This is a genomic window from Streptomyces sp. NBC_00249, from assembly GCF_026342355.1.
GTDB lineage: Bacteria > Actinomycetota > Actinomycetes > Streptomycetales > Streptomycetaceae > Streptomyces.
In genome coordinates, this window is record NZ_JAPEMV010000005.1 from 334174 (window position 1) to 349845 (window position 15672).

Below are 15672 nucleotides of genomic sequence, written 5' to 3' on the forward strand. Positions count from 1 at the left end.
AGCCGGGTCGGGGAGGAAACCTGCCCTGGATCGGCCTAGGCGCTCTCGGCGGCCAGTTCGCGCACCGCGTCGGCGAACGCGTCCCCGCGCTTGTTGTAGTTCGCGAACATGTCCATCGAGGCACACGCGGGCGCCAGGAGGACGGTGTCGCCGGGCTCCGCGAGCCGGGCCGCTTCACGGACGGCTGCGAGCATCGCCCCAGTGTCGGTCCGTTCGAGGTCGCTCACCGGGACCTCGGGCGCGTGTCGCGCGAGCGCCTCGGCGATCAGGGCCCGGTCGGCGCCCATCAGTACGACGGCGCGCAGCCGCTTCGCGGACTTGCGCACGAGCTCGTCGAAGGTCGCGCCCTTGGCGAGGCCGCCGGCGATCCAGACGACCGGTTCGAAGGCCGCGAGGGAGGCCTCGGCGGCGTGCGTGTTGGTGGCCTTGGAGTCGTCGATGTAGGTGACCCCGGCGACCTCGTCCACGTGCGCGACGCGGTGGGCGTCGGGGCGGAAGTCGCGCAGCCCGTCGCGGACGGCGCGCGGTTCGACGCCGAAGGCGCGGGCCAGGGCCGCCGCCGCGAGGGCGTTGGCGATGTTGTGCGGGGCCGGCGGGTTCACGTCCTCGACGTGCGCGAGTTCCTGGGCGTTCTTCTGCCGGTTCTCCACGAAGGCGCGGTCCACGAGGATGCCGTCGACGACGCCGAGCATGGAGGGGCCGGGGGCGCCCAGGGTGAAGCCGATGGCGCGGCAGCCCTCCTCGACGTCCGCCTCGACGACGAGGTCCTCGGTGGCCCTGTCGGCGACGTTGTAGACGCAGGCGACCTGGTTGCCCTCGTAGATGCGGCCCTTGTCGGCGGCGTAGGCCTCCATCGAGCCGTGCCAGTCGAGGTGGTCCGGGGCCAGGTTGAGCACGGCCGCCGAGTGGGCGCGTACGGAGGGCGCCCAGTGCAGCTGGTAGCTGGAGAGCTCGACGGCGAGGACGTCGTACTTCTCGTCGCCGGTGACCACGTCGATGATCGGGGTGCCGATGTTGCCGACGGCCGCGGTCTTCAGGCCCGCCGCCCGCAGGATCGAGGCGAGCATCTGGGTGGTGGTGGTCTTGCCGTTGGTGCCGGTGATCGCGAGCCAGGGGGCGGCGTTCTCGCCGCGCAGCAGCCAGGCGATCTCGACGTCCCCGACGACGTCCACGCCGGCCGTGGCGGCGGCCGCGAAGAGCGGGCTGTCGGGCTTCCAGCCGGGCGAGGTGACCACCAGGTCGGTGCCCTCGGGCAGGACGTCACCGGCGCGCGCGCCGTCGTCCAGCAGGCCGAGGCGGACCTCGACTCCCAGCTCGGCGAGCTCGGCGGCCCGCGCGCGGTGCGCGTCGCCGTCGCCGTTGTCGACGACCGTCACGACCGCGCCGAGGCCGGCCAGGGCGCGGGCGGCACTGATGCCGCTCACGCCGAGGCCGGCGACGGTGATGTTCCTGTCCTGCCAGGAGGTCACTTGTCTGCTGCCCATCCCGCGTAGAAGAGACCGAGGCCCACGATCACGCACATGCCCTGGATGATCCAGAAGCGGACCACGACAAGGACTTCGGACCAGCCCTTGAGCTCGAAGTGGTGCTGGAGCGGGGCCATCCGGAAGACTCGCTTGCCGGTCAGCTTGAAGGAGCCGACCTGGATGACGACCGACATCGTGATGAGCACGAAGAGGCCGCCGAGCAGGGCCATCAGGAACTCCGTACGGGAGCAGATGGCGAGGCCCGCGAGCGCGCCGCCGAGGGCGAGCGAGCCCGTGTCACCCATGAAGATCTTGGCGGGCGAGGTGTTCCACCACAGGAAGCCGAAGCAGGCTCCCATGAGGGCGGAGGCGACGACCGCGAGGTCGAGCGGGTCGCGGACCTCGAAGCAGGCGTTCGGGTTGGTCAGGGTCACCGCGTTGGCGCAGGACTCCTGGAACTGCCAGACACCGATGAAGGTGTAGGCGCCGAAGACCATCACGGCGGCGCCGGTGGCGAGGCCGTCGAGACCGTCGGTGAGGTTCACGCCGTTGGACATCGCCAGGATCATGAACAGCGCCCAGACCACGAACAGCACCGGGCCGATCGACCAGCCGAAGTCCGTGACGAACGACAGCTTGTCGGAGGCCGGGGTCAGCCCGCGGGAGTCCTTGAACTGGAGCGCGAGCACCGCGAAGGCGATGCCGACGATCAGCTGGCCGGACATCTTCGCCTTGGCCCGCAGGCCCAGCGAACGGCGCTTGACGATCTTGATGTAGTCGTCGAGGTAACCGACCACGCCCATGCCCGCCATCAGGAACAGCACGAGCAGGCCCGAGAAGCTCGGCTGCTCGCCCGTGATGACCTTCGTCAGGGCGTACGCGATGACCGTCGCCAGGATGAAGGAGATGCCGCCCATGGTGGGCGTGCCCTTCTTCCCGGCGTGGCCGCGGGGGCCGTCGTCGCGGATGAACTGGCCGTAGCCCTTGCGGGCGAGCAGCTTGATCAGAAGAGGGGTGCCGATGACGGTGAGGAACATACCGATGACACCCGCGAACAGGATCTGCCTCATCGGCCGGCGACCTCGCCCTCGCTGTCGAGCAGCGCCTGCGCGATCCGCTCCAGGCCGATCGACCTGGATGCCTTCACCAGCACGACGTCCCCCGGGCGCAGTTCACTGCGCAACAGGTCGACCGCCGCCTGCGCGTCGGACACGAGCACCGACTCCTCACCCCACGAACCCTCGTTATATGCGCCCAGTTGCAGCCAGGACGCTTCCCTGCCCCCGACTGCTACGAGCTTGCTCACGTTGAGCCGGACGGCAAGCCGTCCCACCGCGTCGTGCTCTGCCAGCGACGCGTCACCGAGCTCGGCCATGGGACCGAGCACCGCCCACGTACGTCCCCCCTTCGCCTGTGCGGCGCCGCCCATCGCGGCGAGTGCGCGCAGAGCGGCCCGCATGGACTCGGGGTTCGCGTTGTAGGCGTCGTTGACGATCGTGACGCCGTCCGCCCTTTCGGTGACCTCCATCCGCCACCGGGACAACGTGCCCGCCCCGGAGAGCGCGGTGGCGATCTCCTCGGCGGACATGCCCAGTACATGGGCGACGGCCGCCGCGGCAAGCGCGTTCGACACGTGGTGCTCACCGTACAGCCGCAAGGTCACTTCGCCGCACCCGGTAGGTGTGTGGAGTGTGAAGGCGGGCTGTCCCCCGGGCGTCATCCGTACTTCGGTGGCGCGTACCTCGGCGTCCGCGGCCTCACCGAAGAGGACCGTACGGGCCTTCGTGCGGGCGGACATGGCGCGCACCAGCGGGTCGTCGGCGTTGAGTACGGCGATCCCGCCGTCGGCCTCGGACGGCAGGGCCTCGACCAGTTCCCCCTTGGCCTGCGCGATGGCCTCGCGGCCGCCGAACTCGCCGATGTGGGCGGTGCCGACGTTCAGGACGAGGCCGATGCGCGGCGGGGTCAGGCCGGTCAGGTAGGCGATGTGCCCGATGCCTCGGGCGCCCATCTCCAGGACCAGGTGCCGGGTGTCCTCGGTGGCCTTCAGGGCCGTGAGCGGCAGGCCGATCTCGTTGTTGAGGGAGCCCGGAGTCCACACGGTGGGTGCGTGGTGCTGGAGCACCTGGGCGATCAGGTCCTTGGTGGAGGTCTTGCCGGCGGAGCCGGTCAGGGCCACCACGTCGGTGCCGAGGCGTTCGACGACGGCGCGGGCGAGGGCGCCCAGCGCCTTCTCCACGTCGGGGACGACGATCGCCGGGACGCCCACGGGCCGGGCGGCGAGGACGGCGGCGGCGCCGGCCGCGGCCGCGCGTGCGGCGTAGTCGTGCCCGTCGACGTGTTCGCCCTCGAAGGCGGCGAAGAGGCTGCCGGACTCCACCTGGCGGGAGTCGATGACGACGGGGCCGCTGATCCGCACCGAGGGGTCCGGTATGTCGTGGGGCCGGCCGCCGGTGATGTCGGCGATCTCGGCGAGGGAAAGGGCGATCACTGGTCCACCTCGGCCTGTCGGGCGCTGCGCTGGCGGTTCTCGATGGCCTCGCGCAGTACGGCGCGGTCGTCGAAGGGGCGTACGACGCCGCCCGTGTCCTGGCCCTGCTCGTGGCCCTTGCCGGCGACGAGCACGGTGTCCCCGGCCCCGGCGCGCGCGACGGCGGCGGCGATGGCCGCGGCCCGGTCGGCGTCGACGAGGACGGCGCCGCGTTCGGCGGGCGGTACGGAGACGGCGCCCTCGAACATCGCGGCGAGGATCGCGAGGGGGTCCTCGGAGCGCGGGTTGTCGGAGGTCAGCACGGCCACGTCGGCGTAGCGGGCGGCCGCGGCGCCCATCGGGGCGCGCTTGGTGGTGTCGCGGTCGCCGCCGCAGCCCAGGACGATGTGCAGTTTGCCGGTGGTGACCTCGCGCAGGGCGCGCAGCACCGACTCGACGGCGTCCGTCTTGTGGGCGTAGTCGACGACGGCCAGGTACGGCTGTCCCGCGTCCACCCGCTCCAGCCGGCCGGGGACCCCGGGGACCGCGGCGACGCCGTCGGCGGCGGTCTGCGGGTCGAGGCCGGCGGCGGCGAGGGTGACGATCGCGGCGACGGTGTTGGCGACGTTGAACGGGCCGGGCAGCGGCGCGGTGGCCCGTACGCGCTGTCCTTCCGGGCCGACCAGGGTCAGCGTGGAGTCCATGTGGCCGCTGACCACGTCCTCGGCACGCCAGTCGGCGGCCGGGTCCCCGGTGGCGGAGAAGGTGACGACCGGGATCGGCGCCTCCTTGGCGAGGCGGCGGCCGTACTCGTCGTCGACGTTGACCACGCCGACGCGGGCCCGGCGTTCGGTGAACAGCTGCGCCTTGGCCTGGAAGTAGTCCTCCATGCCGGTGTGGAACTCCATGTGTTCCGGGCTCAGGTTGTTGAAGACGGCGACGTCGAAGACGCAGCCGTCGACCCGGCCGAGCACCAGGGCGTGGCTGGAGACCTCCATGGCCACGGCCTCGACCCCGCGTTCGCGCATGACGGCGAACAGGGCCTGGAGGTCGGTGGCCTCGGGGGTGGTGCGCTCGGACTTGATGCGCTCGTCGCCGATGCGCATCTCGACGGTGCCGACGAGTCCGGTGCTGCGTCCCGCCGCGCGCAGGCCGCCTTCGACGAGGTACGCGGTGGTGGTCTTGCCGGAGGTGCCGGTGATGCCGAGCTGGAGCAGGCCCTCGCCGGGGCGTCCGTAGATCTCGGCGGCGAGCTCGCCCATCCGGCCGCGCGGATCGTCCACGGCGAGCACGGGCAGGCCGGTCGCGGCGGCGCGTTCGGCGCCGGCCGGATCGGTCAGCACGGCGGCGGCGCCGAGGGCGGCCGCCTGGGCCGCGAAGTCGGCGCCGTGCAGCTTGGCGCCGGGCAGGGCCGCGTACAGGTCACCGGGGCGCACCGCACGGGAGTCGTGGGTGATCCCGGTGATCCGGGTGGCACCTGAATCGGGCAGACCCAGCAGGGTGGCCAGCTCGCCCAGGGGGGTCGGGCGGGCGGACACGGGCCGGGGCGCTCCCGGCGGCACTGCCGGGGCGTCTTTCTGGGCGGTTCTGGGCTGATCAGCGTGGGGCACGGCGGTGAGCGTACCGGGCGTGGCGGGCCGCTCGCGAAGCGAGGGCCCGGCCTGGGCGTCGACGGGCGACTGGTTCCCGGGTTTCGGGGTGATCGTTGTCACTGGGGGTGCCTCACGCATTCCTGGCTGGGCGGTCGGTTCACTGTCAGGGCTGGGGACTGGGCTGCGCGCCGTTCGGGGCGGGGCCGGGAGCGGCGCTCGGGGCGGCCGGCTGCGGGCCGGCGTCGAAGGTCACCGGGAGCCCGGCGGGGGCCGTGCCGGAGGGCGCGACCTGGAGGGTCTTCAGCGCGAACTCCATGACCGTCTTGTAGATCGGGCCGCAGATCTGGCCGCCGAAGTAGCTGCCCTTGGTGGGGTTCTGGATGGCGCAGTAGACGGTGATCCGCGGGTTGTCGGCGGGTGCGAAACCGGCGAAGGAGGCGGTGTAGCCCTTGTAGCGGCCGGTGGCCGGATCCACCCGGTTGGAGGTGCCGGTCTTGCCGCCGACCCGGTAGCCGGGGATGCGGGCCTTGGTGCCGGTGCCCTCCTGGTCGTCGACCACGGATTCGAGCATCTCGGCGAGGGTCCTGGCCGTCTCCGGGCTCACCACGGGGGTCCGCTCGGGTGCCGGGGCGGGGGTGAAGCGGCCGTCGGGGCCCTTGCTGCCGCGCACCAGGGTCGGGGTGATCCGTACGCCGCCGTTGGCGATGGTGGAGTAGACGGAGGCCGCCTGCATGGCGTTGAGGGACAGGCCCTGGCCGAAGGGGATCGTGTACTGCTGGGAGGTGGACCAGGCCTCGGGCTTGGCGAGGATGCCGCGGGACTCGCCGGGGTAGTTCAGGCCGGTGGGCCGGCCGATGCCGAATTTGTCCAGGTACGAGTAGAGGACCTTGTTGGACTCGGACTGGGTGGCGCCGAGCTGGCCGGTGGCCAGGATGGTGCCGATGTTGGAGGACTTGGCGAGGACCCCGTTGAGGGTCAGGTACCAGGTCGGGTGGTCGATGTCGTCCTTGAACAGCCGGTCCCCGCGGTGGAGTCGGTTGGGGACCTCGACGTGGGTCCCGGGGGTCGCCTTCTTCTCCTCCAGGACGGCGGCCATCGACATCACCTTGGCGGTGGAGCCGGGCTCGTACACGTCCTGGAGCGCGGCGTTGCCCATGGCGGCCGAGCTGGCCCTGGAGAGGTCGTTGGGGTCGAAGCCGGGGGCGTTGGCCATGGCCAGGACCTCGCCGGTGCGGGTGTCCTGGACGATGACGTAGCCGCGGTCGGCGCCGGACTTCTCGACCTGCTCGGAGATGGCGCTCTGCGCGGCCCACTGGATGTCGCGGTCGATGGTCAGCTCGATGTCCTCGCCGGGCACGGCGGGCTTCTCGCTGGAACCGGCGGTGGGGACGCGGCGGCCGCCGGACTGGGCGTAGGTGAGCTCGCCGTCCTTGCCGGACAGCTTCTTGTCCAGGGCGGACTCCAGGCCGCCGCCGCCCTTGCCCTCGGCGTTGACGTAGCCCAGTATCCCGGCGGCGAGGTCGCCGTTCGGGTACACGCGCTTGCTGCTGTTCTCGTTGAAGACGCCCGCGATGACGTTGGCGCCGGGGCCGTTGCTCTTCCGGTCGGCCGCCGCCTTGTCGGCGAAGAGCTTCTTGAGGTCCTTGATCTGGTTCCAGACCTGGGGGGTCTGGCGGCGGGCGAGGATCACGTAACGGGTGTTCTTGGTCTTCAGGCGCGCGGTGAGCTCCTGGGCGTCCTTGCCGAGGATCGGCGCGAGGAGGGCGGCGGCCTGCTCGGGGGCGTCGGGGGCCTTGCTCTCCTGCGGGGTGAACATCTTCGGGTCGGCGGTGATGTCGTACGCGTCCACGCTGGTGGCCAGGGCCACGCCCTTGCGGTCGGTGATCTCCCCGCGCTCGGCGGCCAGGGTGTGGCTGGCGAAGCGGTTCTCGGTGGCCTTGGCGGAGTACGCGGAGGCGTCCACGGCCTGCACCTGGAGGAGCCGTACGACGAAGGCCAGCATGACCAGGGTCAGGCCCACGCCGACCAGGCGCAGCCGGGGCTTGGGGCTGCCGAGGCGGATGGTGTGCGGGGTGCGCTGCGCGGTGGGGCGGCGGGTCGCCGGGCGCGAGGCCGGGCGGGCCGTCGCCCCGGCCCGCGCCCGGTCCCCGGGCCGCGGGCGCGGCGGCCCGGGGGTCCTGCGACGCGGTGCCTCCTTGCCACTCACCGGGCCCCCTGCGGGGAAGCCCCGAGCACACCGCGGGCTCCGCCCAGCCCCCTGGGGCTCCGCGCCGCCTGCGGGGTCGCGTCGGGCACGGCGGACCGGCCGCTGCGCCCCTGAAGGCGGGCTCCGCCCACCCCCCTGGGGCTCCGCCCCAGACCCCGCGCCTCAAACGCCGGCGGGGCTGGATTTTGCCGACGCAGCCGTTCGTCGGGCGGCGGGGCTGCCCGAAGGGCACTCCCAGCCCCGCCGACGGCGGCAGAGGCCATTCCAGCCCCGCCGGCGTTTGAGGCGCGGGCGCGGAGCGCCGTGTCTTGGCGCGCACCGGCGACCGAGGCGCGGATCCGGACGGCAGGGGCAATCCCAGCCCCGCCGGCGTTTGAGGCGCGGGCGCGGAGCGCCGTGTCCTGGCGCGCGCCGGCGATCGAGGCGCAGGTCCGGACGGCAGGGGCCATTCCAGCCCCGCCGGCGATTGAGGCGCGGGTCCGGGCAGCGCCCGGGCACTCGGCCACGCCGGCGACTGAGGCGCGGGCGGCGCGTGGTCGGCCGGGGGGTGGGGTGGAGTTCGGGGGGGCGGGGGGAGGGCCCGCAGGGGTCCGCGTCACGACGTCACCTGCCTGGGGTCGGGGTGGGCGGCGGGGTGCCGCCGGGGACCGGGGAGGGCACGGCGGCCGGACCCACGCTGACCGCCGGAGGCGACGGCGGGGCCTCCGCCGTGGACACGGCGCCGGCGACCTTCCCGTCGGGGCCGACGAAGACGGGGCTGCCCCCGGGCACCAGCCCGAGCTCGTGCGCCCGCCGCTGCAGCGCGTCCGGCGCCGAGTAGCCGTCGACGTCCCGCTGGAGCGCCTGCTCCTCGTCGGTGAGCGCGGTGGTCTCCTTCTTCAGCTTCGTGAGCTGGAAGGAGCCCTGGTTGAGGGCCGAGTTCAGCAGCAGCAGGCTGATCAGGCCGCCGCCGAGCAGGGCCACGACCAGCAGGACGAACGGCATCCGCGCCGCCTGCCCGGCGCCGGCCGAAGGGCCCCGCCCGCCCCGGACCAGCCGGGCCGCCTGTCCACGCGTCAGCGTGGCCACCTTCCCGGCCTTGGTCACAGCCGCGCCTCGCGGATGCGTTCGACACCCCGGAACCGTGCCGGGGCCGCCCGCCGGTTCTCGGCGATCTCCTCCTCGGTCGGCAGTTCGGCGCCGCGCGTGAGGAGCTTCAGCTTCGGCTGGTACTTCTCCGGTACCACCGGCAGCCCCGGCGGGGCCGTGGAGGTGGCGCCGGCCGCGAAGACCTGCTTGACCAGGCGGTCTTCCAGGGAGTGGTACGAGAGGACCGCGATCCGGCCGCCGACGGCGATCCGGTCGACGGCCGCCGGGATGGCCCGCTCCAGTCCGGACAGTTCGCCGTTGACCTCGATGCGCAGGGCCTGGAAGGTCCGCTTGGCGGGGTTGCCGCCGGTGCGCTTCGCCGCCTGCGGCAGTGCGTCGCGGATCAGCTCGACCAGGCGCGCGCTGTTGCTGAAGGGTTCCTTCTCGCGTTCGCGGACGACCGCCGAGACGATCCGCTTGGCCTGCTTCTCCTCGCCGTACTGGCGCAGGATGCGCACCAGCTCGCCGGGGGCGTAGGTGTTGAGGACCTCGGCGGCGCTGATGCCGGTCGTCTGGTCCATGCGCATGTCCAGCGGCGCGTCCTGCGCGTACGCGAACCCGCGGTCGGCCTCGTCGAGCTGCATGGAGGAGACGCCGAGGTCGAAGAGGATGCCCTGGACGGCGGGGATGCCCAGGCCGTCGAGGACCTCGGCGAGGTCGGCGTAGATCGCGTGGACGAGGGTGGCCCGGTCCCCGAAGGGCGCGAGGCGTTCGCCGGAGAGCCGCAGGGCTTCCTTGTCGCGGTCGAGGCCGATCAGGTGGGCCTCGGGGAACCGGGTCAGCAGGGCCTCGCTGTGGCCGCCGAGGCCGAGGGTGCAGTCGACGACGACGGCCCCCGGCCTCTCCAGCGCCGGGGCCAACAGGTCCAGGCACCGCTGGAGCATCACCGGGACATGTCGGGACTCGCTAGTCAAAGCGCCCTCTCAGATAACGGCGCGGCAGGCGTACGCCGCGCCGCGCACGCGGAGTCTTACCAGTTGTCACACGGGGCCGGGACGGCCGGTGGGGGCCGGTCTCCGGCCGGTTCGCGCCACTTTAGTGCAACGGTCGCCGCGGTCAACGAACCGCCCCGTGGCCGGTGCGCCCCACTCCCACCGAACCGACAAAACCCCCGAATCACCCGAACGGAGGCCCCCGCCTCACCTCTGTGGGTTAGCTCACAACAAGCCCCGTTGACGTTCTTTGTCCACCCTCACTCAATGCCACTCCGAGCTGTGACCACTAACGTCGTAACCATGACGACTTCCGCATCCCTGCCCGCCCGTCCCGCGCCCCAGGCATCCAGCGGCGACTCCGTCACCGACCGCCTGGTGGAGGCGAACCGGCGGTACGCCGCGGAGTTCGCCGATCCCGGCATGGACGCCCGCCCGGTCCTGCGCGTGGCCGTCGTGGCCTGCATGGACGCCCGCCTCGACCTCCACAAGGCCCTCGGCCTGGAGCTGGGCGACTGCCACACGATCCGCAACGCCGGCGGGGTCGTCACCGACGACACCATCCGCTCGCTCACCATCAGCCAGCGCGCTCTGGGCACCCGCGCGGTGATACTCATCCACCACACCGGCTGTGGTCTCGAAAGCCTGACCGAGGACTTCCGGCACGAGCTGGAGGACGAGGTCGGCCAGCGCCCCGCCTGGGCCGTGGAGGCCTTCCGCGACGTGGACCAGGACGTCCGCCAGTCCATGCAGCGGGTCCGCACGAACCCCTTCCTGCCCTTCAAGGACGATGTGCGAGGCTTCGTCTTCGACGTGCACACCGGACTCCTGCGGGAGATCGATCCCGCCTGCTGAGTGACACGGGGCCGTGACGCCGTCAACAATGCGGGGATGACGTCACCCGGAGACCCCTCCGGGGCGGTGTCCGTGTTTCGGGGTGGGCCGGTTCAAGCGCAACAGCGTCGGCCCTGGGAAAGGGCCGAGGAGAACCAGGTGACCACGTATGACGACCGAGCGAGCCTCGCTGATCTGACCAGTACGGCCGAGCGGGTCCGCCGGTCGGTCGAGAGCGTGATCGAGGGCAAGCCCGAGGTCGTCCGCCTCGCGCTGACCGTGCTGCTCGCCGAGGGCCACCTGCTGATCGAGGACGTCCCCGGCGTCGGCAAGACGATGCTGGCCAAGACCCTCGCCAAGTCGATCGACTGCTCGGTGCAGCGCATCCAGTTCACCCCGGACCTGCTGCCCTCCGACATCACCGGCGTGAGCATCTACGACCAGCAGCGCCGCGAGTTCGAGTTCAAGCCGGGCGCGATCTTCGCGCAGATCGTCATCGGCGACGAGATCAACCGCGCCTCGCCCAAGACCCAGTCCGCGCTGCTGGAGTCGATGGAGGAGCGCCAGGTCACCATCGACGGCACCACCTACACGCTGCCCAGCCCCTTCATGGTCGTCGCCACCCAGAACCCGGTGGAGATGGAGGGCACCTACCCCCTCCCCGAGGCGCAGCGGGACCGTTTCATGGCCCGCGTCTCCGTCGGCTACCCCAGCCCCGAGGCCGAGCTCCAGATGCTCGACGTGCACGGCGGGCTGTCCCCGCTCGACGACCTCACCGCCGTCGCGCACGCCCACGACATCGTCAAGCTCATCGAGGCCGTCCGCGAGGTGTACGTGGCCGAGCCCGTACGCCGCTACGTGGTCGACCTGGTCTCCGCCACCCGCAGCCACCCCGACCTGCGCCTGGGCGCCTCGCCCCGCGCCACCCTGCACCTGCTGCGGGCCGTGAAGGCCTCCGCCGCGCTGGCCGGCCGGGACTACGTCCTGCCCGACGACGTCCAGCAGCTGGCCGCCCCCGTCCTCGCGCACCGGCTGCTGCCCACCGCGCAGGCCCAGCTGAACCGGCGCACCGCCGAGCAGGTCGTCCACGACATCCTCCAGCGCACCCCCGTCCCCGCCGCGCACGCCCGCGGCGAGATGCCGCCCGGCGCGGGCATCCGGGGCTTCTGATGAGCGCCGGTGCCCCCGGCGGCGCCGGCGGGCAGGTGAGGGATCCCGGGGGGCTGCGCGCCTCGCTGGCCGGGCTGACCACCCGGGGCCGCTCGTTCCTGGCCGCCGGGACGGCCGCCGCCGTGTGCGCGTACGTCCTGGGCCAGAGCCAGCTGCTGCGGGTCGGACTGCTGCTGGTCGTACTGCCGCTGATCTGCGTCCTGGCCCTGCACCGCACCCGCCACCGGGTCACCGGCACCCGCCGGCTCAGCCCGCTGCGGGTGCCCGCCGGCGGCGAGGCCCGGGTCCAGCTGCGGCTGGAGAACGTCTCCCGGGTGCCCACGGGCCTGCTGATGCTCCAGGACCGGGTGCCCTACGTACTGGGCCCGCGGCCCCGCTTCGTCCTGGACCGGGTCGAGGCCGGGGGGCGGCGCGAGGTCTCGTACCGGGTCCGCTCCGACCTGCGCGGCCGCTACCCGCTGGGGCCGCTCCAGCTGCGGCTGACCGACCCCTTCGGGCTGGTCGAGCTCACCCGCTCCTTCAGCGCCTACGACACCCTCACCGTCGTCCCCCGCACCCAGCCGCTGCCCCCGGTCCGGATGACCGGCGAGGCCAACGGCTACGGCGACGGCACCCGCCGCTCGCTGGCCCTGTCCGGGGAGGACGACGTGATCCCGCGCGGCTACCGGCGCGGCGACGACCTGCGCCGGGTGCACTGGCGCTCCACCGCCCGCTACGGCGAGCTGATGGTGCGCCGCGAGGAGCAGCCGCAGCGCAGCAAGGCCACCGTGCTGCTCGACACCCGCGACCTCGCCTACGAGGGCGCGGGCCCCGACTCGGCCTTCGAGTGGGCCGTCTCGGCGGCCGCCTCCACCCTGCTGCACGTCCTCGAACAGGGATTCTCGGCACGGCTGCTGACCGACACCGGTGACTCGGTCCCCGGCGACGGCGCCGGCGGCTTCTCCTCCGGCGGCCAGGAGTCCGCCGAGGCGGCCGGGCTGATGATGGACACCCTCGCGATCGTCGGCCACTCCGTCGGCGAAGGGCTCTCCGGGGCCTACGAGGCACTGCGCGGCGGCGGCTCGGCCCCCGGCTCCTCGGGCGGCGACGGACTGCTGATCGCCTTCTTCGGCGAGCTGGACGACGTACAGGCGGAAATGGCGGCCCGGATGCGGCAGCGCAGCGCGGGCGCGGTGGCGTTCGTACTGGACCCCGCGCTGTGGGCCGGGGAGCCCTCGCGGGTGGAGCAGCGGCTGAGCAGGCTGCGGGACGCGGGCTGGACGGCGCTGGCCGTACCGCCCGGGGCCGCGTTCGGCGAGCTGTGGCGACAGGCCGGGAACGCTCCCCTCGGCACGGCGACCTCCGGAGGCTGGGGATGAGCGGGCGGGCGCGTGTGACGCTCTTCGGAATGCTGGCGACGCTGCTGACCGCCTGGTCGCTGGCCCCGCTGGTGGAGTCCTCCGGCTGGCTGCTCCAGGCCGCCGCGCTGCTGGGCGTCCAGGGCGCGGTGGGGGCCGGGGCCCGGCGGGTGCCGCTGGCTCGGGCGCTGACCGTGGCGGCGCAGCTGCTGGTGTCGCTGCTGCTGCTCGCGCTGCTGTTCGCCGGGAAGGCCGAGCCGACCGGGAGCGGGCCGCTGTCCTTCCTGGTCGGCGACTTCGCCGGGCTGTTCCAGCAGGGTGTGCGGGACGTCGGCGAGTTCGCCATACCCGCACCGCTGACCGACGGCATCCGGCTGCTGCTGCTGGCCGGGGTGCTGCTCATCGGGCTGCTGGTGGACTTCCTCGCGGTGACGATGCGTACGGCCGCCGCGGCCGGACTGCCGCTGCTGGCGCTGTACTCGGTGGCCGCGGGACTGTCGGCGGGCCAGGGCGGCGCCTGGTTCGCCTTCCTGCTGGCCGGCGCGGGCTACCTGTTGCTCCTGCTGTCCGAGGGCCGGGACCGGCTCGCGCAGTGGGGCCGGGTCTTCGGCGCGGCCCCCAGCGGACGGGTCTCGGCCGCCTCCGGCTACGGCGGCGGGTCCGGCGGTGGCGGCCGGGCCCTCGCCCCGGTGCGCACCGGGCGGCGGATCGGCGCGGTCGCGCTGGGTCTGGCGCTGGCGGTGCCGGCCGTACTGCCGGCGCTCGGCGGCGGCATGCTGGGCACGCCGGGCGACGACACGGCGAAGGCGGGCGGGGGCGGCACGATCTCGGCGGTGAACCCGCTGGTGTCCCTGCAGAGCAGCCTGAACGCCCAGGACAACCGGGTGGTCCTGAAGTACCGCACGGACAGCCCCCAGCTCGGCGAGCAGTACCTGCGGATCCTGGCGCTGGACGAGTTCAACGGGGTCAAGTGGGAGGCTTCCGGGCGCCCGCTGACCGACGTCCCGGAGCGGCTGCCGACCCCGTCCGGGCTGAGCGAGCGGGTCCGCGAGAGCGCGACGGAGGTCCGCACCACCGTCTCCGCCGCGGAGACCTACGCCCAGCGCTACCTGCCGATGCCGTACCCGGCCACGCAGGTCGACATCGGCGGCAAGTGGCGCTACGAGCCGGCCGGGCGGACCCTCGTCGGGGACCAGCTGGGCAAGGACCGCTTCCAGAACGTGCAGGGCGCGCAGTACACCGTACGGAGCCTGCTGCTGCGGCCGACGGCCGAGCAGCTCCAGGCCGCCCCGGGCCCGAACCCGTTCGTGCAGGCCGAATACACGAAGCTGCCGGACAACCTGCCGCCGGTGGTGGCGGAGACGGCCCGGCAGGTCACGCAGGGCTCGAAGGACGACTACACGCGGGCGGTGAAGCTCCAGGACTTCTTCGCGGTGAACGGCGGCTTCCGCTACGACACGAAGGTGTCCTCGGGGACCGGCTCGCAGGCCATCGCCCGCTTCCTGAACGACAAGGAGGGCTTCTGCGTCCACTTCGCCTTCTCGATGGCGGCGATGTCGCGCACGCTGGGCATCCCGGCGCGGGTGGCGGTCGGGTTCACCCCGGGCGAGAAGCAGTCCGACGGCAGCGTGAACGTCTCGATGCGCGATGCCCACGCGTGGCCGGAGCTGTACTTCGAGGGCGTGGGCTGGACCCGGTTCGAGCCGACGCCCCGCTCCGGGATCTCCATCCCCGAGTACAGCCGCACCGACACCCCGGCGCCGCAGCCCTCCGCGCCGTCCGCGCTGCCCTCGCAGGCGGCGTCGGCGCCCGCGGTGACGCCCTCGCAGAACGACGCCTGCCCGCCGGAGCTGAAGAAGCTCGGCGAATGCGGGGCCGCCGCGGCCCAGCAGGGCGGCCGCGCGGGCTCCGACGGCGTCCCGGTGGGCGCGGTCCTCGGCTGGAGCGCGGGCGCGCTGGCCCTGCTGGGCCTGCCGCTGCTGCCGCTGCTGTGGCGCCGCAGGGTCCGCTCCCGGCGCTTGGGCGTCGGGCGGGCGGGCGGCCCCGACGTGCTGGAGGCGTGGCGGGAGCTGGGCGACAGCGCGTGGGACGTGGGCATCGAGCCCGACGAGGCGCTGTCGCCGCGCCGGGCCGCCGGACGGGTCGTGACCCTGGGCCGGCTCGACGGTGAGGCCGCGCAGGCCGTGCACCGGGTCGCGGGCGCGGTCGAACGGGCGCTGTACGCCCCGCCGGGCGCGGAGGCCGCCCCGTACGGGGCGCTGGCCTCGGACGTCCTGCTGGGCCGGGCGGCCCTGCTGGCGGCGATGCCGCGCCGGGTGCGGCTGCGGGCGCTGCTGCTGCCGCGCTCGGCGGCGCGCGTCTCCTGGGCGGTCTCGGCCCGCCTGGCCGCCCTCTCGGCCCGCGCCGCGTCGCTGACCTCCCGCGTCCGCCTCCCGCTCCGCCGCTAGCCCGTGCGGGGGGGGGCGGACCCTGCGGGGCTGCTCCCCGCCCCAGCCTTCGCCCGTTCCCGCCTCAATCGCCGGCGGGGCTGGGTCCGC

11 protein-coding genes are annotated in these 15672 nt (G+C 73.5%); 4 read left to right on the forward strand and 7 right to left on the reverse strand.

From position 1 onward, the window contains the following. Positions 1-35 precede the first annotated feature (35 nt). From murD to rsmH, 7 genes are all read right to left on the reverse strand, one after another. On the reverse strand, positions 36-1484 hold the full coding sequence (murD, locus tag OOK31_RS23295; protein WP_267089243.1) for a UDP-N-acetylmuramoyl-L-alanine--D-glutamate ligase: 1449 nt from the start codon (positions 1482-1484) through the stop codon (positions 36-38). Beyond that, entirely contained in the window at positions 1466-2536 is a 1071-nt protein-coding gene (gene mraY, locus OOK31_RS23300) for a phospho-N-acetylmuramoyl-pentapeptide-transferase (RefSeq protein WP_267089244.1), read from the reverse strand. The genes murD and mraY overlap by 19 nt, the downstream gene beginning before the upstream one ends. After that, the gene (murF, locus tag OOK31_RS23305; protein ID WP_267089245.1) at positions 2533-3957 is read right to left on the reverse strand and encodes a UDP-N-acetylmuramoyl-tripeptide--D-alanyl-D-alanine ligase; all 1425 of its coding nucleotides are present in this window, start codon (positions 3955-3957) and stop codon (positions 2533-2535) included. Before murF ends, mraY begins: the two co-directional genes overlap by 4 nt. After that, positions 3954-5648: a UDP-N-acetylmuramoyl-L-alanyl-D-glutamate--2,6-diaminopimelate ligase gene (locus OOK31_RS23310; RefSeq protein ID WP_267089246.1), complete on the reverse strand. Its 1695-nt coding sequence runs from the start codon at positions 5646-5648 to the stop codon at positions 3954-3956. The genes murF and OOK31_RS23310 overlap by 4 nt, the downstream gene beginning before the upstream one ends. A gap of 43 nt (positions 5649-5691) precedes the next feature. Then, on the reverse strand, positions 5692-7734 hold the full coding sequence (locus tag OOK31_RS23315; protein WP_323188244.1) for a penicillin-binding protein 2: 2043 nt from the start codon (positions 7732-7734) through the stop codon (positions 5692-5694). 603 nt (positions 7735-8337) lie between these two features. Continuing rightward, positions 8338-8820 carry a hypothetical protein gene (locus OOK31_RS23320; RefSeq protein ID WP_323188245.1) on the reverse strand — a complete coding sequence of 161 codons (483 nt, stop codon included), beginning with the start codon at positions 8818-8820 and terminating at the stop codon, positions 8338-8340. Then, positions 8817-9746 (reverse strand): 16S rRNA (cytosine(1402)-N(4))-methyltransferase RsmH, encoded by a 930-nt coding sequence (rsmH, locus tag OOK31_RS23325; RefSeq protein ID WP_267089516.1) that lies wholly within the window; start codon positions 9744-9746, stop codon positions 8817-8819. Before rsmH ends, OOK31_RS23320 begins: the two co-directional genes overlap by 4 nt. A 315-nt stretch (positions 9747-10061) precedes the next feature. Here rsmH and OOK31_RS23330 point away from each other — a divergent pair, with 315 nt between their 5' ends. From OOK31_RS23330 to OOK31_RS23345, 4 genes are all read left to right on the forward strand, one after another. Beyond that, on the forward strand, positions 10062-10649 hold the full coding sequence (locus OOK31_RS23330) for a carbonic anhydrase (protein ID WP_267089247.1): 588 nt from the start codon (positions 10062-10064) through the stop codon (positions 10647-10649). A 138-nt stretch (positions 10650-10787) separates the two neighbouring features. After that, positions 10788-11798 (forward strand): MoxR family ATPase, encoded by a 1011-nt coding sequence (locus OOK31_RS23335; protein ID WP_267089248.1) that lies wholly within the window; start codon positions 10788-10790, stop codon positions 11796-11798. Next, positions 11798-13156, forward strand: a complete 1359-nt coding sequence (locus OOK31_RS23340; protein WP_267089249.1) for a DUF58 domain-containing protein — start codon at positions 11798-11800, stop codon at positions 13154-13156. The genes OOK31_RS23335 and OOK31_RS23340 overlap by 1 nt, the downstream gene beginning before the upstream one ends. A 14-nt stretch (positions 13157-13170) precedes the next feature. Beyond that, complete coding sequence (locus OOK31_RS23345) at positions 13171-15582, forward strand: DUF3488 and transglutaminase-like domain-containing protein (RefSeq protein ID WP_323188246.1); 2412 nt, start codon at positions 13171-13173, stop codon at positions 15580-15582. Positions 15583-15672: the final 90 nt, after the last annotated feature.